Here is a 20,274-nt window from a genome sequence, read left to right as displayed (position 1 = left end):
CGGTTCACTGACCGGTCCACGGCCGCCCCGGTCCGTTCACCGGAACAGGTTCATAGGCGGGTGTCGGGGCAGCGGCGGATGCTCATGCCGCACACCCACTTGAGCAGGAGGCCACGACGAGATGACGACGAGCGAACGATCCCCCGCCGTGAAGGGTTCCGCCGCGAAGGGCGCCGCCAGGGCGGCCCGCGGAGCCGCCGACAAGATCGGCCGGCAGGACTGGTCGTCCTGGCCCCACTACGACGCGGCGGCGTCCGGTTTCCGCGGCTACTGGTACCCGGTCACCTGGGCGAGCCACATCACCGGCGATCCGAAACCGTTCACCCTGTGCGGCGAGAAGATCACGCTGATCCGTGACAGCGGCACCGTGTACGCGCTGCACAACCGCTGCCCGCACCGCGGCGTCCCGCTGTCCGAGGGCAACCAGCAGTTCCCCGGCACCGTCAGCTGCCCGTACCACGGCTGGACGTTCGACCTGCCCACCGGCAAGCTGTCCGCGGTCATCACCGACGGACCCGGCTGCCGCCTCACGGGCAAGTTGGGCGTGCGCACGTACGCCGTCGAGGAGCGGCTCGGCATGGTGTGGGTGTACATCCCGGTCGCCGACGAGGAGCCGCACCCGATCGACGAGCAGCTTCCCGAGGAGCTGGTGTCGAACGCCTTCGTGATGGGCGGCCGCATCGAGCCGCGCGCCGGGAACTGGCGCTTCGCCTGCGAGAACGGCTTCGACGAGGGGCACGCCAAGTACCTTCACCGGACGGCCCTCTGGCGGCTCTTCAAGCCGATGCCGACCTGGAACATCACCCGGATCGTCCCCGAGGGCCGCTGGATCTACCGCGTCCAGGACGAGGTCTACTGGGAGGCCGACTTCCCCGGCGTGGGCCGCTGGTCCAACAAGCGGTGGTGGAAGAAGCAGCCGCCGAAGGAGACCTTCAACCTCGGCAACACCGGCAGGTCCGACTCCGTCGACCCGGTGATCGAGGCCCAGGGGTTCCCCGGCTTCGCCTCCCTCTCGATGCCGGGCGTGCTGCGGATCGCGTACCCGAAGTTCATCCACTACGAGTTCTACGTCCCGGTCGACGCCGACCACCACCAGTACGTCGGTGTGATGGTCAACTTCAAGCAGGGCTGGGACACGCTCCGCTTCTACGCCAAGTACCTCGGCGCCGTCCGCTGGCTGTTCCACGGGCAGTTCTCCGGCCAGGACGCATGGATGGTCGATGTCACCGACGCGCCCCCGGAGAAGCTGTACCGCCCCGACGTGTCACTGACCTCCTGGCGCAATCTCAGCGAGGAGGAGTACGGCAAGAAGCTCGCCGCCGCCGGGGTCACCGACCCCGCCACCACCACGGAAACGGAGGCCTGACCATGGCCCGCACCCTCATCAGGATTCTGCTCGGCGTCGCGATCGCGGTGGCGGTGCCCCGCGCGAAGCGGCTCGTCGCGCGGACGACGATGACCCAGGTCCACCGGATCAACCAGTGAGCGCCGCCGCGACGGACGGCCTCGCCGGCCTCGACGAACGGCGCCGCGGGTGGGTGTCGGAGGCATGGAGTCATGTCACCGAGGAGCGGCTGCGCGAACTGATCGTGGGACTCGTCGGTGTCCCCAGCCCGACCGGTGACGAGCGCCCGCTCGCCGAACACATCGCGGGCACCCTCGAATCCGCCGGCCTGCGCGCGACCGCCCAGCCGCTCGACGCCCGGCAGGCGAACGCCTGGGCCCGCCTGGAGGGCGACGGCAGCGGGCCCGACCTGATGCTGTACGCACCGATCGACACGTTCACCGTGGGCGACGAGGGCGAGGACCTGCCGTGGGCCGGACCGAAGCTGCGGGAGGACATGCGTCCCGAGGCCACCGTCTACGACGACCTGGTGACCGGGCTCGGCGCCTCCAACCCCAAGGGCCACGCGGCCTGCGTGATGTTGGCCGCCGAGGCGATCGCGCTGGCCGGGGTGCCGCTCACCGGTGACCTGGTGGCCGCGTTCGGCGCGGGCGGCATGCCGACCAACGCCCGGCCCGGCAGTACCCGGTTCAACACCGGCCAGGGCGTGGGCTGTTCGTACCTCCTGGAGCAGGGCGTGTGGACGGACTACGCGGTCATCGCGAAGCCGGGCTGGACCGTGTCGTGGGACGAGGTCGGCCTGGTGTGGTTCGAGGTGACCGTGCACGGCACCCACACGTACGTGGGCTCGCGCCACCGGCTCCCGTACGAGAACGCCATCGACCGCGCCGGCGACGTCGTACGGCACCTGGAGCAGTGGTTCGACGAGTACGCGAAGCGGCACACCAGCGGCACCGTCGCGCCGCAGGGCATCGTGTCGTCGGTGCGCGGCGGCTGGCCCCGGCTCGCCGCCGCCACCCCGGCGGCGTGCACGCTGAGAGTGGACCTGCGGATCGCCCCGGGGACGACGCCGATGCAGGCGAAGCGCGAATTCATAAGCGCCGTCGAGGAGTTGCGGCGCTCCGTACCGGGGCTCGACGCGACGGTGGAGATGACCCTGGCGATTCCCGGGACCTCCACGAGCCGCGAGAGCTGGGTGTTCCGCAGCGCGGTCGCCGGGTGGGAGGCCCTGGAGGGGCGCCCCCACGAGGTCGTCACGGGGAACAGCGGAGCCACCGACGCGAACATCCTGCGCGGGCGTGGCATCCCGACCGTGCGGATCGGGATGCCGAAGGTGACCGAGGCGCCGTTCGACATCGACTTCACCCGCGGCATGAACACCGTCTCCGTACGGGAGATGCAGAGACTGACCCGCCACCTGATCCGTACGGCGGTCGACACCGTCACCCGCTCCCGCGCGGACTGCGATGCCGCGCCGGAGCCGGAAGGAGCAACGGCATGAGCGAGATCGTGCTCGGCGTGGGGGCCTCCCACAGCACGCTGATGAACACGCACTGGGACGAGACGGTCCACAAGGACCGCGCCGAACGCTTCCGCGACGCGCTCGGCGCGGCCCGCGACGAGCTGGCACGGGCCAGGCCCGACACCGTCGTCCTGATCGGCTCCAACCACTTCCGCGGGTTCTGGCTCGACCTGATCCCGCCGTTCACACTCGGTGTCGGCGAATGCGTCGCGAGCGGCGAGTCCGGAACTCCCAAGGGCCCACAGCCGGTTGACGTACCGCTCGCCCAGCACATCGCCGACTCGCTGGTGGAGAGCGGGCGCTTCGACCCCGCGTTCTCCGCGAAACTCCAGATCGACCACGGGCAGTCGCACGCCATCCAGTACCTGCTGGACGGGCTCGACGTGGAGATCGTGCCGCTCGTCGTGAACGTCTTCGCCCACCCGCTGCCGACGCTCGAGCGGTGCGAGGAACTGGGGCACGCCATCCGCGAGGCGGTGCTGGCCTTCCCCGGCGACCGGCGGGTCGCGGTGGTCGGCTCGGGTGGACTCTCGCACCGGCTGCCGTGGCCCGACTGGCGCGAACCGCACGGCGACGACGAGGAGTTCATGGTCGGCGCGTGGCTCAACGGCCGCGAGAACTGGCAGGACTACGACAAGCGGCGCCGCGAGATCATCCGGGCCGCGGAGGCGTCCCTCACCCCGGAGTTCGACGACGAGTTCCTCACACTCCTCGAACGCGGCGAGGCCCACCGCCTCACCGCGTACACGACCGAGGAACTGGAGAAGGCCGCGGGCAACGGCGCGCAGGAGCTGCGGACGTGGCTGCTGATGGCCGCCGCCCTCGACCACGCACCCGCCCGGCGGCTGGCCTACGAGCCGATGCCCGAGTGGCTCACCGGGATGGGGGTCGCGGTCATCGACCCCGCGGCCGTGGACGCGGGGCAGTCGGCATGAGCGCGGCGGCCGGGGCACCGACGGCCGATCGCCGCCCGGGGACCGCGGCGCCCGCGGGGTTCGTGCTCGCCGCGCGCCCCGACGAGCCGGTGCCCGAGGCCGCCGCGGGCGGGGCCGACCCGATGAACTCGGTTCTGGGCAAGGTCCGTCCGATCCTGGAGGCCTTCACCGCCGACGACGCGGCGCTGTCGCTGGCCGAGCTGGTACGCAGGTCGGGGGCGGCCAAGGCGACGGTGCACCGGCTCGCCCAGGAGCTGGTCACCTGGGGACTGCTGGAGCGCGAGGGCTGCGACTACCGGCTCGGCCTGCGGCTGTTCGAGCTGGGGCAGCGGGTGCACCGGCAGCGCATCCTGCGCGAGGCCGTGCAGCCGTACATGGAGGATCTGCTCCTGATCACGCGCGAGACCATCCACTTCGCCATCCCCGACAGCCTGGACGTCGTCTACCTGGACAAGATCTTCCCGCACCGCGGCCTGAACGCCGAGTCACGGATCGCGGGCCGGCTCCCGCTGTACTGCACGGGCACCGGAAAGGCGATCCTCGCCCACTCGCCGCCCTCGCTCTTCGTGGACGTCGTCCGGGGCGGCCTCAAGCCGGTCACCCGGCACACCGTGGTCTCACCGGGGCGGCTGCGGACCCAGCTGGACCGGATCCGGGACGAGGGCATCGCGCTGGAGTCCGAGGAGATCAGGCTCGGCTACGCGAGCCTGGCCGTCCCGGTGTTCGCCGGAGGCACCACCCTGGTGGGCGCCCTGTCCATCACGGCGCCCACCTACCGGATGGACGCCGCCGGGCACACGACGGCGCTGCGGACCGCCGCGCTGGGCATCGGCCGCTCGCTCGCCTGACCGCACCCGCATCGCGAAGGGGCCCGCCGGACGGCGGGCCCCTCGCCGTGTCGTGACGCATGTCCGCCGGGACCGTCCTGCTCACCGGAACGACTCCGTAGGGGGAACCGCTCCCCCGTTCCTACGCTCACGACATGAGCCAACTCACCGACGACACCGGCGTCCTGACCACCGACGTCCTGATCATCGGCGCGGGACCCGCGGGCCTGTACGGCGCGTACTACGCCGGGTTCCGCGGCCTGACCGTCACCGTGATGGACGTCCTTCCGCAGCTCGGCGGGCAGATCAGCGCGATGTACCCGGAGAAACCGATCTTCGACATCGCCGGCTTCCTGTCCGTGCGCGGCCGCGACCTGGTGGACGGCCTCGTCGCCCAGGCCGAGCCGTACTCCCCGCACTACCTCCTTGGCCACCGGGCCGCCGAGCTGACGCACGACGCCGAAGGGCTGCCCGTCGTCCGCAGCGATCAGGGGGCGACGGTGCGGGCCAAGGCGGTCGTCATCACGGGCGGCGTGGGGACTTTCACTCCGCGCCCGCTGCCCGCCGGGGAGGAGTTCCTGGGCCGTGGGCTCGAGTACTTCGTGCCGGACCCGTCCGCGCACGCGGACCGGGACGTGCTGGTCGTCGGCGGCGGCGACAGCGCCTTCGACTGGGCCGCGCTGCTCGCCCCGATCGCCCGCTCGGTCACCCTCGTGCACCGCACCGCGCGTTTCCGCGCCCACGCGGCGTCCGTGGAGAAGGTCCGCGACCTCGGCGTCGAGATCGTCACGGACAGCGAGGTCAGCCGGCTCATCGGCGCCGACCGGGTGGAGCGGGCCGAGATCCGGCACCGCACCACCAAGGAGATCCGCCTCGTCCCGGCCGGAACCGTCGTCGCCGCGCTCGGCTTCCTCGCCGACCTCGGACCGCTGCAGCACTGGGGCCTGGACCTCAACGCCCGGAAGATCACCGTCGACACCCACATGGCCACCAATCTGCCGCGGGTGTTCGCCGCCGGTGACATCACCGACTACCCCGGCAAGGTCCGCCTGATCTCGGTCGGCTTCGGCGAGGCCGCCACCGCCGTCAACAACGCGGCCACCGTCATCGATCCGGAGGCGGCCCTGTTCCCCGGCCACTCCACCGAGAAGGAGCACTGAACACACCATGGCGTACGTCATCGGCTCTTCCTGCGTCGACATCATGGACCGGTCCTGCATGGAGGAGTGCCCGGTCGACTGCATCTACGAGGGCGAGCGCAAGCTCTACATCAACCCCATGGAGTGCATCGACTGCGGGGCCTGCGAAGTCGCCTGCCCCGAGCAGGCGATCACTGTCGACCGCAAGGCCGACCCCGACTTCCGCGAGGACAACAAGGCCTTCTTCGTGGAGATCCTCCCCGGCCGCGACGCCGCCCTCGGCTCCCCCGGCGGCGCGACGCCGCTCGGTCCCGTGGGCGTCGACACCCCGCTGGTGAGTGCCAGGTGACTGCCTCCACGGAGCGTGTGTCGGTCGGCGTACGTGTCCCGCCCTGCGACCGCGCCGACCGGATCACGGCGACCGTACGCAGAGCGGAGCGACTCGGGTTCGACGCCGCTTGGTTCCCGGACTCGCAGCTGCTGTGGCGCGACGTGTTCACCACGCTCACGGCCGCCGCGCTCGGCACCGAGCGGATCGGCCTGGGCACGGCGGTCACCAATCTGGCGACACGCCATCCGGCCGTCGTCGCCTCCGCCGCCCGCAGCGTCGCCGAACTGGCACCGGGCCGCTTCACCCTCGGCCTCGGTGTGGGCAACAGCTCCGTCGGTCCCGTCGGGCTGCGCCAGAGCACGACCGGCGAGATGCGTGCGGGCCTCGCCCTGTTGCGCTCCCTCCTGGACGGCGAGGAGCACGAGTTCGCCGGGCCCGCGGGAACGGTCCGCTCCCGGCTGCGCGATCCCCAACCCGGGGTGCCGCTGCACCTGGCGGCCAGCGGCCCGCGGAATCTGCGCCTCGCCGGTGAGGCGGCCGACGGTGCCATCCTCCTCAGCGGTGTCTCGCCGCGTACGCTCTCCGGTGCCACGGCCCGCGTACGGGAGGGTGAGCGGGCGGCCGGCCGCGCGGTGGGGACGGTGCCCGTGACGGTGTCCGCGTACTGCGAGGTGACCGACGACGTCGAGGCGGCGGCCCGTCGCATCAAGCCCATCTGTGCCTCGATCGCCCAGAACGGCGGCGCCCCGTTCCTCGCACTCGCCGGCATCCACGTCGACGTACCCGACACCGTCGAAGGTGTGTATCCGGACCTGGTGCACGCCGAGGACTGGGACGCCGCGGTGAAGGTGGCGTCCGCGTGGGTCGACGACGTCACGGCGCTGCGGTTCGCCGAGGAGTTCTGTCTCTTCGGCACGGCCGACGACATCGCGCGCCGGCTGCGCGCCCTGCACGCCGACGGCGTCGGCGGGGTCTTCCTCCAGCACGTCGGCTCGTACGACCCGCCCACCGAGCTCATCGAGGCCGTCGGTGCCTCGGTGCTGCCGGCCCTGTGACGAGAGCGAGTCACCCATGAAGGACCCGACCACACTGCGGAAGGGCTATGTGCCCAGCCGCTTCGGCCAGTTGCACTATGCGGAGTGCGGTGCGGGCGAGCCCGTGCTGCTGCTCCACCAGACACCACGCTCCTGGACGGAGTACCTCGACGTCCTCCCTCTGGTGGGCGCCGGGTACCGGGCGATCGCCATGGACACGGTGGGCTACGGCGCGTCCACGAAACCCACCGGGCCGCACACCGTCGAGCGCTTCGCCGACGGCGCGTCCGACCTGATCGAGGCGCTCGGCCTCGACCGCTTCCACCTGGTGGGCCACCACACCGGCGGGGTGATCGCCGTGGAGCTCGCGGCCCGCTTCGGGGGCCGGGTGGCGAGCATGATGCTGTCGGGGACCCCGTTCGTCGACGACGAGAAGCGCGAGGGACCCCACAGCCGGGTCGATCACGTGGTTCCGAGGCCCGACGGCACGCACCTCCAGGACCTGTGGGACAGGCGACGGCGCTTCTACCGCCCCGGCGAGGAGGCGCCGCTGGGCCGCTATGTCGTCGACGCGCTGACGGTCATCGACCGCGTCGAGGAGGGCCACGAAGCCGTGCGCCGGTACGCCATGGAGCCCCGCCTGCCACACATCACGGCCCGCACGCTCGCCGTGTGCGCGCCCCATGACACGTACTCGCGGCCGTCCCTGGCGAAGTTCGCTGCGGCGCTCGGCTGCGCGACCCGTGTGCTGTCCGACGGTCATGTTGCGGCGCCGGAGCAGGTACCCGCCGAGTTCGCCGCCGCCGTGGTGGAGTGGGCCGGAAGCGGGTGACTGGCCGGACGGGGGCGCCGCCGGGGCGGCGCCCCCTGACGTGCATCAGGTGCGGGTCCACCGCTGGTTGCTGCCGCCCGAGCACGAGTAGAGCTGGATCTGTGTGCCGTTGGCGGTGCCGGCCGAGACGGCGTCGAGGCAGAGGCCCGACTGGACGCCGACGATGGAGCCGTCGGAGTTCAGGCGCCACTTCTGGTTGTCGGCGCCCCAGCAGCCGTAGATCTGGACCTTGGCGCCGTTGCCGGTGCCGCCCGCGTCCAGGCACTTGTTGCCGTAGACCCGGAGTTCACCGGCGTCGGTGTACGTCCACTGCTGGTTGGTGCCGCCCGAGCAGTCCCACAGCTGGACCTGGGTGCCGTCGGTGGTGCTGGAGTTGGGGACGTCCAGGCAGCGGCCCGAGCCGACGCCCTTGATCTGCCCGCCGCCCGTGGGAGGTGTCGTGGTCGAGCCGCCGTTGAGCGCGTTGAGGACGGCGGTGTAGGCGGCCTTCTTGCTGCCGTCACCGTTGAACAGCAGTGGTGTGTCGCTCGAGCGCCAGGAGTCGGTGTCCCGCACACCCCACACGGTGATGCCGAGGCAGCGCGCCACGGCCAGGCAGTCGTTGGTGACACTGGCGTACGTCGAGGCGGGGGCACCCTGGATGTCGAGCTCCGTGATGGCCACGTCGACGCCGAGCGCGGCGAAGTTCTGCAGCGTGGTGCGGAAGTTGCTGTTGTACGGGCTGCCGCTGTTGAAGTGCGACTGGAAGCCGACGCAGTCGATGGGCACGCCGCGCTGCTTGAAGTCCTTGACCATGTTGTACATGGCCTGGGTCTTCGCCCAGGTCCAGTTCTCGACGTTGTAGTCGTTGTAGCAGAGCTTGGCGGACGGATCGGCGGCGCGCGCCGTGCGGAAGGCGACCTCGATCCAGTCGTTGCCGGTGCGCTGAAGGTTGGAGTCGCGTCGGGCGCCCGAACTGCCGTCGGCGAAGGCCTCGTTGACGACGTCCCACTGGGCGATCTTGCCCTTGTAGTGGCCCATCACGCCGTTGATGTGGTCGATCATCGCCTGGCGGAGGGTGCTGCCGCTCAGGTTCTGCATCCAGCTGGGCTGCTGGGAGTGCCAGGCGAGGGTGTGCCCGCGCACCTTCTTGCCGTTCTGCACGGCCCAGTTGTAGACGCGGTCGGCGGCAGTGAAGCTGAACTGGCCGCGCTGCGGTTCGGTGGCGTCGATCTTCATCTCGTTCTCGGCCGTCACCATGTTGAACTCGCGGCCGGCGATCGACGTGTACGTCGAGTCGCCGAGCTTGCCCGAGGCGATGGCCGTGCCGAAGTAGCGGCCACTTTGCGCCGCGGCGGCGCCCAGCGTGCTCTCGGCGGCGTGTGCGGGCTGCGGCACGAGGAGTGCGGCCGCGGCACTGACCACGCAGACGGTCAGCGATAAGAGCAGTGCGCGGAGCCTTCGGCTGACAAGGGGTCTGAACAGGGCGTACGAGCCCATGACGGTGCCTCCACGGTAGACACGGGGGCCGGTCGCGGTCCGAGATGTCGAACCATGACCGGCTTCTCAGACAGGGATGGTCGAGGGATTGACGGTGACTCGTCAATACTCGCGGCCGAAATTTCCGAAGTACTGCCGGAAGGCCACGGACGCCGAATTGCGGCCACTTCCGCGACACACCTTGACCGAAGGGGACCCGATTCCTAGCTTGTGGCGTCAACGCCTCCCGGAATCTTCCGGAAGTTTTCGAAACCCCCACCTCTGCAAGGAGTCCCTCCGATGTGGTTACGCCGCCCGTCGACGCCCGTCCGCCTCAGACGTCTGCTCGCCGTCCTCTCACCCCTGCTGCTCGTCGCCGCCTTCCTCGGCGCGCAGCCCGCGCAAGCGGCGACCGTCGACCCCAACGCCTCGTACGTCCTGGTCAATCGCAACAGCGGAAAGGCCCTCGACGTCTACAACATGGCGACCGGTGACGGCGCCCGCATCACCCAGTGGTCCAGGAACGACCAGAGCCAGCAGCAGTGGCAGTTCGTGGACTCCGGCGGTGGCTGGTACCGCGTCAAGTCGCGCCTCTCGGGCAAGGTCCTCGACGTCCAGAGCAAGTCCACCGCCAACGGCGCCGCGATCGTCCAGTGGACCGATCAGAACGCCACCAACCAGCAGTGGCGCCTCGCCGACAGCGCGGACGGCTACGTGCGGCTCGTCGCGCGCCACAGCGGCAAGGCCCTCGAAGTGCAGGGCGGATCCACCGCGGACGGCGCGAACATCGTCCAGTACGACGACTGGGGCGGCGCCAACCAGCAGTGGGAGCTCGTCAAGGTCGGCGGCGACTCCGGCTCCTGCGCGCTCCCCTCGTCGTACAGCTGGACCTCGACGGGCGCACTCGCACAGCCGAAGTCCGGGTGGGTATCGCTCAAGGACTTCACCGTCGTCCCGTACCAGGGAAAGCAGCTCGTGTACGCCACGACGCACGACACGGGGACGAGTTGGGGCTCGATGAACTTCGACCTGTTCAGCGACTGGCCGGACATGGCGTCGGCCGGCCAGAACAAGATGTCGAACTCCGCCGTCGCGCCCACGCTGTTCTACTTCGCGCCCAAGAACATCTGGGTGCTCACGTACCAGTGGGGCGGCAGCGCCTTCTCGTACCGTACGTCGACCAACCCCGCAGACCCGAACGGCTGGTCGTCGCCGCAGGTGCTCTTCTCCGGAACCATCGCCGACTCCGGGACGGGGCCCATCGACCAGACACTCATCGGCGACGGGACGAACATGTACCTGTTCTTCGCCGGTGACAACGGCAAGATCTACCGGGCGACCATGCCCATCGGGAACTTCCCGGGCAGCTTCGGCACGAACTCGACCGTGGTCATGAGCGACACGACGAACAACCTGTTCGAGGCCCCACAGGTCTACAAGCTGCGGGGACAGAACCGCTACCTCATGATCGTCGAGGCGATCGGCTCGCAGGGCCGCTACTTCCGCTCGTTCACGGCCACCAGCCTGAGCGGTTCCTGGACGCCCCAGGCCGCGACCGAGAGCAACCCCTTCGCCGGCAAGGCCAACAGCGGAGCCACCTGGACCAACGACATCAGCCACGGCGAACTGATCCGCACCGGCCCCGACCAGACCATGACCGTCGACCCCTGCAACCTCCAACTCCTCTACCAGGGCCGCAGCCCCTCCTCGGGCGGGGACTACGGCCTTCTGCCTTATCGGCCGGGGCTGTTGACGCAGCGCCGCTGAGCTGAGGGCCGGGGGCGGACAGCGAAGGTGTCTCGGCTACTTGAGGCCGATCCCCGCCCCCGGCCCGAGCGGTACGTCGAAGCCGTAGAAGATCGCCAGGATCGCCAGCCACGCCGCCATGAACGGGAGGACGAAGATCGCGAGCCGTGCGATGAGGGTGCCGAGGCGGGCCTCGGGCTCGTAGCGCTGGATCAGGGCCAGGAGGAGGAAGACGTACGGGTTCATCGGGGTGATGACGGCCGTGGCCGAGTCGCCGATGCGGAACGCCGCCTGGGTCAACGCCGGGCTCATGCCGAGCAGCATGAACGCCGGGACGAACACGGGGCCGATCAGGGACCACAGGGCGGAGCCGGAGAGGACGAAGAGGTTGAGCACCGCCACCACGGCCACGAAGGCGATCAGGGCGCCGAAGCCGGTCAGGCCGATCGAGTCGAGCAGCGCGGCCGCCTTCACGGCCATCAGGACGCCCACGTTGGTCCAGTTGAAGACGGCGATGACCTGCGCCGCGACAAACATCATGACCACGTAGCCGGCCATGCCCCGCACCGATTCGGTCATCGCCTCGACGACGCTCTCGGAGCCGGTGAGCGCCTTCACCGTGACCCCGTACACCACCCCGGCGAGCAGGAACGCGCCGAACAGGACCGGGACGATGCCGTCGAGCAGCGGCGAAGGCACCAGCGCACCGCCGTCGCCGCGCAGCGGCGCGCCCTCGGGCAGCCACAGAAGCAGCACCACCGCCGCGTACGCGAGGACGGCGAGCGCCGTGAGGAGCAGGCCGCGGCGCTGGGCGGGGGTGAGGGACACCGGCTCGTCCGACGCGTCCTCGGTCCCCGACTCCCATGCGGGCAGCCGCGGTTCGAGCACCCTGCTGATCAGGAAGCCGCCGATGAGGCCGAGGACGAGGCTGCTGGAGGCGGTGAAGAAGTAATTGGCGAGGATGTTCACGTCGACGTGGTGGAGGCCCGGCAGCGCCTCGACGGCTCGCTGGGTGATGCCCACGTACAGGGCGTCGAGGGAGCCGATCGTGAACCCGGCCGCGTATCCGGCGGTGACACACGCGAAGCCGCCGATCAGGCCGGCCACCGGGTGGCGGCCCGCGCTCTTGAAGACGACCCCGGCGAGCGGTGGAAGCACGATCGCCGCCACGTCGCTCATCATGTGCGCCTGGCAGGCGACGAGTGCCACCACGTACGGCAGCAGGGCGCGCGGGGCGCGGGCGAGGGTGGCCCGCATCGCCGTCTCGAGCAGACCCGCCTTCTCGGCGACACCGACCGCCATGATCATGAGCAGTACGGCGGCGATCGGCGGGAAGGACGCGAAGTTGGTGACCAGGTTCTGCACGAGCCAGCGCACACCTTCGCCGGTGAGCAGGCCGGTGATGTGCTTGGTGTCGTCCGTCCCGGGCACGGCGACGGACACATCGGCCCACCCGAGCGCGGTGGAGACCACCGCGATGAGCGCGAACAGGCCCACGAAGAGGATCACCGGGTTGGGCAGGACGTTGCCGGCCCGTTCGATCAGTGCGAGCACCCGGTCGGTGACGGTTCCGCGCCCGCCGTCGGGTGCCTTGGGATGGTCGGTCAAGGAGGCCACGGTGGCTCCTTCGCACTCTGGGGCCGGTCAGGCGGCCGCTTCCGTCGGGAGCAGGTCCTTGCGCACCACGCCGTCCTGGACGACGCAGACGATGTTGCCGGGGTCGCCGAGGATCCCGATGTCGCTGAGCGGGTCGCCGTCGCAGACGACGATGTCGGCCAGGCGACCGGCCGTGAGGGTGCCCAACCTGTCGTCCACGCCGAGGAGTTCGGCGGCGGTGCGGGTGCCGGCGACGATCGCGGACATGGGGTCCATGCCGAGGTCGTTGAGGTAGCTGAGCTCCATCAGGTTCACGCCGTGCGGGCCGACGGCGGCGTCCGTGCCGAGCGCGATGCGGGCGCCCTGCTCGATGGCGCGGGCGATGTTCTCCTTGGTGATGCCGGACCAGCGGACCTTCTTCTCGTAGTGGAAGGGCCGCATGGTCTCCTTGTCGATCCCCGCGTAGACGGTGGACAGCGTCGGGACGACGAACGTTCCGCGCTCCCCCGCCAGCTCGATGGCCTGGTCGGTCAGCCCGTAGCCGTGCTCGATGGAGGTGACTCCGCCGCGGATCGCGTTGAGGATGCCGGAGGTGCCCTGCGCGTGTGCGGCGACCGGCTTGCCGCGGTGGCGCCCCGCCTCGTCGACGACGGCGCGGATCTCGTCCTCGGTGAGCCCCTCGTCCTCGGGCTGGTCGTACGGGGAGCCCATACCGCCGGTGGCACACACCTTGACCAGATCGGCGCCGTCGCGGAACACCTTGCGCACGGCGACACGTGCCTCGTCGGCGGTGTCGACGATCTCGGACATGCTGCAGCTGAAGTCGTGGCCGTCGGGAAGCCGGACGTCGGCGTGGCCGCCGGTGTGGGACAGGATGCGCACCGCGACGTGCAGGCGCGGCCCGACGATCCGGCCGGTCTCGACGGCCGTGCGGTACCCGGCGGGCAGGCCGCCCAGGTCGCGGGCGCTGGTGATGCCGGCATCGAGGGTGTCCTTCAGCCGGGTCGCGGTGTCGTAGGTGACGAGCACCGGGTCGAGTTCGCCGCGTCGTGCGGGGTTCGCGCCGTGTGCGTACGCCATGTGTACGTGACAGTCGAAGAAGCCGGGAAGTACCGTGCGACCGGCGACGTCGACGACACGGGTGCCAGGTGTGTCGGTGGCGGTGGCGGGCGCTCCTGCGGCAGGCCCCGCGTACGTGAGGACTCCCTCGGCGTCGGCGAGTACGACGGCGCCGTCCACGGGCGCGGCGCCGGTGCCGTCGATCAGGCGGGCGTTGGTGATGCGCAGCGGGCCGCGGGAGGCCTCGGGCGCGAGGGCGTGCGACATGGGGTGGGACCACTCCTTGGTTCGGGATGGGGGCGGGCGAGGTGCCGACGATGGACACGGAGTCTGGAACGGGCTCGGGAACGCGGTGCGGCTGCGCAGCTTTCGGCCCCGCTTCGGCGGGCGGACGCACGGATGGGCCGCCCGTACGGATGCACGAAAGCGCCACGCCGTGGGACCCACCTGCGCTGGACGAGCTGGACCGCGGCATCGTCCACGCCCTCCAGATCCACCCGCGTGCCCCGTGGAAGCTGGTCGGCGACGTGCTCGGGATCAACCCGGTGACGGCGGCCAGGCGGTGGCAGCGCCTGCGGGAGGCGGGTCTCGCGTGGGTGACCGCCTATCCGCGGGTCTCGGATCCGCGTGTGGTGGTCTCCGGGGTCGTCGAGGTGGACACCGAGCCGGGCAGGGCGGAGGACGTGGCTCGCACGCTCGCGGGTGAGCCGGCGGTGGCGAACATCAAGCACACCGCCGGTGGGCGCGACCTCGTGGTGACGGTGCACGCCGCCGACCTGCACGAACTCACTCACCTGACGACGGAACTGTTCCGCGCGACGACCGGCGTACGGGCCACCCGGACCCATGTGTCCACGGGAGCGCCCATCGAGGGCAGCAGATGGCGGCTGCGCAGCCTGGACGCCGACCAGTCGGCCCGCGTCGAGGCCGCGGCCGCCCACCCCGTTCCGCGGCCACCCGCCCCTGAGGCGCCGTGGGACGCCCTGGACGCGCGGCTCCTCGAACTCCTCAGCGCGGACGGCCGCATGTCGCTGCGCGATCTGGCGTCGGCCACGGGCGCGGGCCCCACCACAGTGCGCCGCCGGGTCCAGGCCCTGCTCGCCGCGCGCCTGAACCTCCGCTGCGACCTCGCCCGGCCGCTCTCCGGCTGGCCGCTCTCCGCCGTCTACTTCGCCTCGGTGCCGGCCGCCCACCTCGACGAGGCGGCCACGGTCATGGCCGGGATACGCGAGGTGCGCTCCTGCGCGATCACGGCGGGCCCGCACAACCTCGTCGTCGACGTGTGGCTCCGCTCGCTCGGCGACGTGCACCCGTTCGAGGCGCACTTGTCACGCAGGCTGCCGCGCCTGACGATCCACGACCGCTCGGTGGTCCTCCACACGGTCAAGCACATGGGTCACCTCCTCGACCACGCGGGTCGTACGACGGGGATCGTGCCGCTGCGGCATCCGGTGGAGGCACGCTGAGACGTCCGCGACGGACCGGATTCGAACGCTCACAGATCGGGTGCGTGAGACCCCCAAGGGAGTGGTAGACGGACTCCCACCGTTTCGTCACGGCGGACACGGGCCGCCGGATCGGAGGAGAGGGACCGGACGGGCAGGGGCCCGCCGGAAAGGGCGTGATGTGCAATGTTGGAGGAAGATCCGTCGGTCGTTCACGAGGTGTCGCTCGCGGCGGCCGTGGGGCGGCGCGCCCTGCCGATGCGGTTGTGCTCGGCGTTCGCCCGCTCGCTGGGCGCGCAGCACGCGACGATGTCGCTGCTGCCCTGCCTCGAGCAGTGGCAGTTGCTGTACGCCAGTGACGAGATCGCCCTGCGGGCCGAGGCCGCCCAGTTCGCCCACGCCGCAGGGCCCTCGGTGCACGCGGCGCTGGAGGCGCGGACGGTCCTGGTGGAAGAAGGCGGCGGGGAGCGGTGGGCCGATGAACTGCCGGGTGCCCGGCAGGCGTTGGCGCTCCCGCTGCACCGGCACGGCCGCACGGTCGGCGTGATCTGTCTCTACTTCACCCGCCCCGCCGCCCTCACCGCCGCACACCTCACCGAGGCCGAACGGGCCGCCGCGCTCGCCCACGAGGAGCTGCTGCGCTGGCGGCCCGTGCACGCAGGCGCCGCGGACACCGAGCCCGTATGGGCCACCGACACCCGCGCGGCCCGCTGGCGGCGCATCCACCGGGCCGCCGGTTGCCTCGCCGCGCGCGAGGACTGCGACGTGCGCGAGGCACTGACCTGGCTCCAGACCACCAGCACACGGCGCCACCAATCGCTGCTCGACACCTGCGACCTGGTGCTTCAACCGGCCGATGCGCGGCCGGGCGTCACCACTTCCTGACCACCCGTCACCTCACCCCACGGAGGGACGAATCGTGCGTACGCAGCACACCGGCCACCCGCACACCGACCTTCACGACGTCCACGAACCTCACGAGCGGACGGCGCTGCGCAAGCGTCCGGAGGCCGCCGCCCACGCCCGGCGGCGTACGCGCCGCTTCCTCGACCGGCTGCGGCCGCCGATGTCCGGAGAGGACGCCGCGAACGTCGAGCTCGTCGTCTCGGAACTCGTCACCAACGCCGTCCGCCACGCGCGCGGCCCCTTCTGCACCCTGCAACTGCGGGCGCTCCCGGACGGCATCGTGGTCACGGTGGGCGACGCCGACCGGCGTCCGCCCCACGAGCGCGCGCCCGACCTGCTGGACGGCACGGGCGGCTTCGGCTGGCCCATGGTCCGCCGCCTCTCTCGGACGGTCACCGTCACACCGGCACCGGGCGGCAAGTCGGTGCGCGCCACGGTGCCACGCGGGAGCGGCCGGGGCCCGCGCTAGGGTCTGTCGTTTGGATCAGGCCGGATCAGGGAGCGGGGTAATGGGGTCTCCCCCTGCTCGAGCGAAGCCGAGAGCTTGGGGAAGCGTGCGATCGCAAGGCGGAGGAGGGAGGCGACGCGGAGCGTCGTCGACCGACGACAACGCCGCGAGCGTGCGTGCCAGACCCCGCGAGCCCGGCCTGATCCAAACGACAGACCCTAGGCCACCGGCCGCCCCTCACATCCACGTACCTACGCGCTGAGCTGCGCCCGAAGCCGTTCGAGGACGCGGGCGAGGAGTCGCGACACATGCATCTGCGAGACACCGAGCTCGCGTCCGATCTCGGCCTGCGTCAGCTCCTCCACGAACCGCAGCGCGAGCAGCCTGCGCTCCCGGGGCGACAGGGCCGCGATCATCGGCTTGAGCGCCTGTACGTTCTCGGCCTTGGCCAACTCCGCGTCGTGGCAGCCGATGCGGTCGGCCAGTGAATCGTCCGGGTCGTCCGCGGTGGACCAGTCGAGCGAGGCGGCCGTGCTGCACCCGGCCGCCGTCAGCCCCTCCTCCACCTGGCCCTCGTCCAGGCCCAGATGGGCGGCGAGTTCGGGGACGGTCGGTGTGTGTCCGTCGGCCTGCTCCAGGCGTGTCCTCGCCCGTTCGACGTTCAGGCCCAGTTCCTGCATGCGACGGGGGACGTGGACGGCCCACGTGGTGTCGCGGAAGAAGCGCTTGATCTCGCCCATGACGGTGGGCAGGGCGAAGCTCGTGAACTCCGCGCCCCGTTGCAGCTCGAAGCGGTCGATGGCCTTGATCAGGCCGATCGTGCCGACCTGGACCACGTCTTCGTACGAGTCGCCGCGCACCCGGAGGCGCCGGGCCGCGTAGTGCACCAGGTTGAGGTTGAGTTCGACGAGGCTGTTGCGCACGTAGGAGTACTCCCGCGTGCCCTCTTCGAGGTCGGCGAGCCTGGCGAACAGCGACTTCGACAGGTCGCGGATGTCGGCCGCCGTGAGCGGGCCGGTGACATTCGGTGACGAAGGGCCTGAGACCTCGACGGACGCGGCGGCGCCGCCGAGGCCGGTGGTATGTCGCTCGTGGAGCTCCGTCATGCGTACCACTTCTCTGCTGGCCTGGGGCATCATCATCGCTCCCGCGATCCGGATGCACTCCCCCGGTGGAAGTGCGGCGTGCGGGACTCCTACCCCCGATCCTCCGTTACACACCCGTGACTTGACGCTCCGTTACGGACGCGAAGGCTCCGCCGGTTGGCGGACGGGCGCGCGTACGAAGGGTCGGCGCGGGGCAACCGTAAGGAACAGCGCGCGACGAGCCCCGGCAGCCCCACCGCGCGCACGGGACCGACGGTTCGAGGAGGCGCGATGTCCACGCACACCAGTCGCCTGTCCGTCACGGAACTCACGCGCTGTGAGCACTGCGCGGTGCTGCGCGTGAGCGGGGAGCTCGACCAGGACTGCGAGCAGCTCTTCCTCCGCTCGATCGGCACCCGCGTGCTGGCCGGGCACCGGCACCTGGTGCTCGATGTGACGGCGCTGGCGTTCTGCGACTCACGCGGCCTCAACTGCCTGCTCGCCGCACGCTGGTTGCTGCAACGCCGCGAGGGACTGCTGCTCCTCGCGGGCGCGGGACGCCGCCTCACCGACCTGCTCGCGCAGACCTCCGCCACGGAGCTGCTCCCCTGTCATCCCACGGTGAGCCGCGCCCTGATGGCCCTGCCCGTCGAACACCGCCCGGCCTGGCCTCCGGCGACCCGTGACGACGGGGAATCGGGTGGTGTGTGGAGGCTCCGGTGCCAAGGGTCACCGAACGCGTGACCCTCAGCCGGTCCCGGCGTCCGCGTCGGGCGCGGTCTCGTCGGACGCCGTCGCGTGGCGCAGTTCGACGCAGCACTGCCCCGGCCGGGGCGCCAGGACGGCCTCGACGGACGGGGCCTCGAGCCCGTGCACGTACCCGCTGAGGAACGCGTGGTTCATGCCGCAGACGAGGTCGGGGGCCTGCGCGGCGAGCGGATGGAACGGGCAGTTGTGCAGGCGAAGGCGGTGGCACGCGCGTACGCCGAGCTGTTCAGCCCGCGCCCCTTCGACCTGACGACGTTCCCCAACGACGAGGGCTACGACGAGCTGGTCCTGGCCCGCCGCATCCCGGTCCGGTCGGTGTGCGAGCACCACCTGCTGCCGTTCACCGGCACCGCCCACGTCGGCTATCTGCCCGGCGCCCGCATCCTGGGCCTGTCCAAACTGGCCCGCGTCGTCGAGCACTTCGCGTGCCGCCCCCAGGTCCAGGAACGCCTCACCAAGCAGGTCGCCGACTGGCTCCAGACCCAGCTCGAACCGAAGGGTGTCGGCGTGGTCATCGAGGCCGAGCACTCCTGCATGACACTGCGCGGCGTCCAGGCCACGGGCTCCACCACGATGACGTCCACCCTGCACGGCATCCTGCGCTCGGACGCCCGCTCCCGCAGCGAGTTCCTGGCGCTGTCCGGGGCGACGTCGTAACGAGGGGCTACGGGGGCCGGCCACCCATGGACGGCCCCTGCGCGCACGAAACAACCAGCGATTGGCCCAACGATCCCGACGGCGATTGGCCCCGACACATGGGCCACATCCCTCCTAGGGTCGGACATACGGCGACGACAGAACCAGAATCGGAACCAGTCCGCATCAGGGTCCTCACGTCACCGCATGCCCGCCTCCCCACCTCCAAGGGATCACCTCATGCGAGCCATCACCGTCCAGGACCGCGAAGCGGGAATCTCCGGCCTGACCCTCACCGACCTCCCCCACCCCCACGCCGCCGAGAACGACGTGATCGTGCGCGTCCACGCCGCCGGCTTCACACCGGGCGAGCTGACCTGGCCCGGCACCTGGACGGACCGGGCGGGCCGCGACCGCACCCCCAGCGTGCCGGGGCACGAACTGTCCGGCGTGGTCACCGAGTTGGGCTACGGCACGACGGGACTGAGTGTCGGGCAACGCGTCTTCGGCCTCGCCGACTGGACCCGCGACGGCACGCTCGCCGAGTACGTCGCGGTGGAAGCCCGCAATCTCGCTCCGCTCCCGGCCGACATCGACCACGTCACGGCGGCCGCCCTGCCGATCTCGGGGCTCACCGCCCGGCAGGCCCTGTTCGACCACGCCCACCTGACCACCGGCCAGACGGTGCTCATCCACGGAGCGGCGGGAGGCGTGGGCTCCCTGGCGGTGCAACTGGCGCGCGAGGCGGGAGCCCGGGTCATCGGCACCGGCCGCGCCGCGGACCGCGACACCGCCCACGACCTGGGCGCGCACGCCTTCGTCGACCTGGAGGCCGAACGCCTCGAGGAGGTCGGGCACGTCGACGTGGTGTTCGACGTGATCGGCGGCGAGATCCTCGACCGGTCGACCGCGCTGGTCCGCCCCGGCGGCACACTCGTCACCATCGCCCACCCCGTCACCGTGCACCCGGCGGACGGCCGGGCCGTGTTCTTCGTCGTCGAACCCGACCGCGCCGGTCTTGCGGCCCTCGCCACCCGCGTCCGCGAGGGCCGCCTCAGGCCGGTCATCGGCTCCGTACGCCCGCTGGAGGAGTCCCCGGACGCCTTCGCACCGGCCAAGCGCGTCTCCGGCAAGACGGTCATCCAGGTGGCCGGGGACTGAG

20 protein-coding genes are annotated in these 20,274 nt (G+C 71.1%); 15 read left to right on the top strand and 5 right to left on the bottom strand.

Annotated features, from left to right (window positions below; translation table 11 throughout):
* Positions 1-121: 121 nt before the first annotated feature.
* From ACTWJ8_RS33660 to ACTWJ8_RS33625, 8 genes are all read left to right on the top strand, one after another.
* Complete coding sequence (locus ACTWJ8_RS33660) at positions 122-1,366, top strand: aromatic ring-hydroxylating oxygenase subunit alpha (protein ID WP_443261317.1); 1,245 nt, start codon at positions 122-124, stop codon at positions 1,364-1,366.
* Between the two features lie 115 nt (positions 1,367-1,481).
* The gene (locus tag ACTWJ8_RS33655; RefSeq protein WP_443261316.1) at positions 1,482-2,846 is read left to right on the top strand and encodes a M20 family metallopeptidase; all 1,365 of its coding nucleotides are present in this window, start codon (positions 1,482-1,484) and stop codon (positions 2,844-2,846) included.
* Entirely contained in the window at positions 2,843-3,802 is a 960-nt protein-coding gene (locus tag ACTWJ8_RS33650) for a catechol 1,2-dioxygenase (protein ID WP_443261315.1), read from the top strand. The genes ACTWJ8_RS33655 and ACTWJ8_RS33650 overlap by 4 nt, the downstream gene beginning before the upstream one ends.
* Positions 3,799-4,650: an IclR family transcriptional regulator gene (locus ACTWJ8_RS33645; RefSeq protein WP_443261314.1), complete on the top strand. Its 852-nt coding sequence runs from the start codon at positions 3,799-3,801 to the stop codon at positions 4,648-4,650. Before ACTWJ8_RS33650 ends, ACTWJ8_RS33645 begins: the two co-directional genes overlap by 4 nt.
* Before the next feature lie 134 nt (positions 4,651-4,784).
* The gene (locus ACTWJ8_RS33640; protein ID WP_443261313.1) at positions 4,785-5,789 is read left to right on the top strand and encodes an NAD(P)/FAD-dependent oxidoreductase; all 1,005 of its coding nucleotides are present in this window, start codon (positions 4,785-4,787) and stop codon (positions 5,787-5,789) included.
* A 7-nt stretch (positions 5,790-5,796) separates the two neighbouring features.
* Complete coding sequence (fdxA, locus tag ACTWJ8_RS33635) at positions 5,797-6,117, top strand: ferredoxin (RefSeq protein WP_443261312.1); 321 nt, start codon at positions 5,797-5,799, stop codon at positions 6,115-6,117.
* Positions 6,114-7,154, top strand: coding sequence for an LLM class flavin-dependent oxidoreductase (locus ACTWJ8_RS33630; RefSeq protein WP_443261311.1), 1,041 nt, complete (start codon positions 6,114-6,116; stop codon positions 7,152-7,154). Before fdxA ends, ACTWJ8_RS33630 begins: the two co-directional genes overlap by 4 nt.
* Before the next feature lie 16 nt (positions 7,155-7,170).
* On the top strand, positions 7,171-7,965 hold the full coding sequence (locus ACTWJ8_RS33625) for an alpha/beta fold hydrolase (RefSeq protein ID WP_443261310.1): 795 nt from the start codon (positions 7,171-7,173) through the stop codon (positions 7,963-7,965).
* 45 nt (positions 7,966-8,010) lie between these two features.
* On the opposite strand, the gene ACTWJ8_RS33620 is transcribed toward ACTWJ8_RS33625, so the two are convergent.
* A complete protein-coding gene (locus ACTWJ8_RS33620) occupies positions 8,011-9,444 on the bottom strand; it encodes an endo-1,4-beta-xylanase (protein ID WP_443261309.1) in 1,434 nt (477 codons plus the stop codon).
* A gap of 279 nt (positions 9,445-9,723) precedes the next feature.
* On the opposite strand from ACTWJ8_RS33620, the gene ACTWJ8_RS33615 reads away from it, so the two are divergent.
* Positions 9,724-11,190 (top strand): non-reducing end alpha-L-arabinofuranosidase family hydrolase, encoded by a 1,467-nt coding sequence (locus ACTWJ8_RS33615; RefSeq protein ID WP_443261308.1) that lies wholly within the window; start codon positions 9,724-9,726, stop codon positions 11,188-11,190.
* Positions 11,191-11,226: 36 nt separating this feature from the next.
* Here ACTWJ8_RS33615 and ACTWJ8_RS33610 read toward each other — a convergent pair whose 3' ends face one another.
* Both ACTWJ8_RS33610 and ACTWJ8_RS33605 read right to left on the bottom strand, forming a co-directional pair.
* Complete coding sequence (locus tag ACTWJ8_RS33610; protein ID WP_443265079.1) at positions 11,227-12,777, bottom strand: AbgT family transporter; 1,551 nt, start codon at positions 12,775-12,777, stop codon at positions 11,227-11,229.
* Positions 12,778-12,813: 36 nt separating this feature from the next.
* Positions 12,814-14,091, bottom strand: a complete 1,278-nt coding sequence (locus ACTWJ8_RS33605) for a metal-dependent hydrolase family protein (RefSeq protein ID WP_356373481.1) — start codon at positions 14,089-14,091, stop codon at positions 12,814-12,816.
* A 149-nt stretch (positions 14,092-14,240) separates the two neighbouring features.
* Between ACTWJ8_RS33605 and ACTWJ8_RS33600 the strand changes: the two genes are divergently transcribed.
* The 3 genes from ACTWJ8_RS33600 to ACTWJ8_RS33590 all read left to right on the top strand — a co-directional run bounded on the left by ACTWJ8_RS33600 (position 14,241) and on the right by ACTWJ8_RS33590 (position 16,644).
* Complete coding sequence (locus ACTWJ8_RS33600) at positions 14,241-15,290, top strand: Lrp/AsnC family transcriptional regulator (protein ID WP_356373482.1); 1,050 nt, start codon at positions 14,241-14,243, stop codon at positions 15,288-15,290.
* A 165-nt stretch (positions 15,291-15,455) separates the two neighbouring features.
* Positions 15,456-16,154: a GAF domain-containing protein gene (locus ACTWJ8_RS33595; RefSeq protein ID WP_356373483.1), complete on the top strand. Its 699-nt coding sequence runs from the start codon at positions 15,456-15,458 to the stop codon at positions 16,152-16,154.
* Between the two features lie 34 nt (positions 16,155-16,188).
* Complete coding sequence (locus ACTWJ8_RS33590; RefSeq protein WP_356373484.1) at positions 16,189-16,644, top strand: ATP-binding protein; 456 nt, start codon at positions 16,189-16,191, stop codon at positions 16,642-16,644.
* Between the two features lie 230 nt (positions 16,645-16,874).
* Here the strand turns inward: ACTWJ8_RS33590 and ACTWJ8_RS33585 are convergent, their stop codons facing one another.
* Entirely contained in the window at positions 16,875-17,729 is an 855-nt protein-coding gene (locus tag ACTWJ8_RS33585) for a SigB/SigF/SigG family RNA polymerase sigma factor (protein WP_443261307.1), read from the bottom strand.
* A 270-nt stretch (positions 17,730-17,999) separates the two neighbouring features.
* Here ACTWJ8_RS33585 and ACTWJ8_RS33580 point away from each other — a divergent pair, with 270 nt between their 5' ends.
* Entirely contained in the window at positions 18,000-18,452 is a 453-nt protein-coding gene (locus ACTWJ8_RS33580; RefSeq protein ID WP_356373486.1) for an STAS domain-containing protein, read from the top strand.
* Between the two features lie 3 nt (positions 18,453-18,455).
* On the opposite strand, the gene ACTWJ8_RS33575 is transcribed toward ACTWJ8_RS33580, so the two are convergent.
* Entirely contained in the window at positions 18,456-18,611 is a 156-nt protein-coding gene (locus tag ACTWJ8_RS33575) for a hypothetical protein (protein ID WP_356373487.1), read from the bottom strand.
* Between ACTWJ8_RS33575 and folE the strand changes: the two genes are divergently transcribed.
* Both folE and ACTWJ8_RS33565 read left to right on the top strand, forming a co-directional pair.
* Complete coding sequence (gene folE / locus ACTWJ8_RS33570; RefSeq protein ID WP_356373488.1) at positions 18,603-19,133, top strand: GTP cyclohydrolase I; 531 nt, start codon at positions 18,603-18,605, stop codon at positions 19,131-19,133. The two genes, ACTWJ8_RS33575 and folE, sit on opposite strands and share 9 nt — an antisense overlap.
* Positions 19,134-19,352: 219 nt before the next feature.
* Positions 19,353-20,273 (top strand): NADP-dependent oxidoreductase, encoded by a 921-nt coding sequence (locus tag ACTWJ8_RS33565; protein ID WP_443261306.1) that lies wholly within the window; start codon positions 19,353-19,355, stop codon positions 20,271-20,273.
* The last annotated feature ends 1 nt before the right edge of the window (position 20,274 follow it).

It is taken from the genome of Streptomyces sp. SDT5-1, from assembly GCF_052245995.1.
Taxonomy (GTDB): Bacteria; Actinomycetota; Actinomycetes; order Streptomycetales; family Streptomycetaceae; genus Streptomyces.
The sequence above is the reverse complement of the archived record's forward strand: the minus strand, read 5'-3'. Positions and strand labels throughout refer to the sequence as shown.

What these genes read in the sequence shown, in the direction of transcription:
- ACTWJ8_RS33575 (WP_356373487.1), bottom strand. Translation starts at nt 18,611, where the DNA reads ATGAACCACGCGTTCCTCAGCGGGTACGTGCACGGGCTCGAGGCCCCG.
- ACTWJ8_RS33595 (WP_356373483.1), top strand. Translation starts at nt 15,456, where the DNA reads ATGTTGGAGGAAGATCCGTCGGTCGTTCACGAGGTGTCGCTCGCGGCG.
- ACTWJ8_RS33600 (WP_356373482.1), top strand. Translation starts at nt 14,241, where the DNA reads ATGCACGAAAGCGCCACGCCGTGGGACCCACCTGCGCTGGACGAGCTG.
- ACTWJ8_RS33650 (WP_443261315.1), top strand. Translation starts at nt 2,843, where the DNA reads ATGAGCGAGATCGTGCTCGGCGTGGGGGCCTCCCACAGCACGCTGATG.
- ACTWJ8_RS33585 (WP_443261307.1), bottom strand. Translation starts at nt 17,729, where the DNA reads ATGACGGAGCTCCACGAGCGACATACCACCGGCCTCGGCGGCGCCGCC.
- fdxA (WP_443261312.1), top strand. Translation starts at nt 5,797, where the DNA reads ATGGCGTACGTCATCGGCTCTTCCTGCGTCGACATCATGGACCGGTCC.
- ACTWJ8_RS33645 (WP_443261314.1), top strand. Translation starts at nt 3,799, where the DNA reads ATGAGCGCGGCGGCCGGGGCACCGACGGCCGATCGCCGCCCGGGGACC.
- ACTWJ8_RS33605 (WP_356373481.1), bottom strand. Translation starts at nt 14,091, where the DNA reads ATGTCGCACGCCCTCGCGCCCGAGGCCTCCCGCGGCCCGCTGCGCATC.
- ACTWJ8_RS33640 (WP_443261313.1), top strand. Translation starts at nt 4,785, where the DNA reads ATGAGCCAACTCACCGACGACACCGGCGTCCTGACCACCGACGTCCTG.
- ACTWJ8_RS33660 (WP_443261317.1), top strand. Translation starts at nt 122, where the DNA reads ATGACGACGAGCGAACGATCCCCCGCCGTGAAGGGTTCCGCCGCGAAG.
- ACTWJ8_RS33565 (WP_443261306.1), top strand. Translation starts at nt 19,353, where the DNA reads ATGCGAGCCATCACCGTCCAGGACCGCGAAGCGGGAATCTCCGGCCTG.
- ACTWJ8_RS33580 (WP_356373486.1), top strand. Translation starts at nt 18,000, where the DNA reads ATGTCCACGCACACCAGTCGCCTGTCCGTCACGGAACTCACGCGCTGT.
- ACTWJ8_RS33615 (WP_443261308.1), top strand. Translation starts at nt 9,724, where the DNA reads ATGTGGTTACGCCGCCCGTCGACGCCCGTCCGCCTCAGACGTCTGCTC.
- ACTWJ8_RS33620 (WP_443261309.1), bottom strand. Translation starts at nt 9,444, where the DNA reads ATGGGCTCGTACGCCCTGTTCAGACCCCTTGTCAGCCGAAGGCTCCGC.
- ACTWJ8_RS33625 (WP_443261310.1), top strand. Translation starts at nt 7,171, where the DNA reads ATGAAGGACCCGACCACACTGCGGAAGGGCTATGTGCCCAGCCGCTTC.